Consider the following 506-nt stretch of genomic DNA (forward strand, 5'->3'; position numbering starts at 1 on the left):
CCAGAAACCTTGGCATGACCATAGATACTTGAATAATCCTTAATCCAAGCATTACAAAAAACATGGGCATTATCATAAACCCGCGCCCAGACATAAATGCGTGACTTGCCATACACACGAGCATTGCCAAAAATATAGCCACAAACATAGGCACTTTCATAGACACGGGCATTGTCATAAACCTTGGCACCATTAGAAATAGTAGCATTATCACTAATTACGGCATTACCATAAACATGCCCACAGACCTTAGCGTTATCATGAATTTTTGCATTATCATAAATATGAGCGGTTGTATCAAAAACCAATGCCTTGCCATTAACGATAGCATTGCCATACACCTTGGCACCTCTAAAGATTTTAGCATCATTATAGATTTTAGCATTTTCATAAACAGTTGCATTGAAAAGAACCGCGGCATTATCATAGACCCAGCAATTGCCATCATGGGATAAGTTACTTTCATTTTCAATAAAACCGCCGAGGTCCCCCGCCTTAACATCATC

The 506-nt window shown here is 39.3% G+C and carries 1 pseudogene; it reads right to left on the reverse strand.

Features of this window, described 5'->3' with window-relative positions:
• Positions 1-506 (reverse strand): annotated as a pseudogene (locus ACFIKG_RS09885) (hypothetical protein); the annotation flags it as partial.

Origin of the sequence: Bartonella sp. LB28NMGDW, assembly GCF_042194435.1 — a bacterium.
Classification (GTDB): domain Bacteria; phylum Pseudomonadota; class Alphaproteobacteria; order Rhizobiales; family Rhizobiaceae; genus Bartonella; species Bartonella grahamii.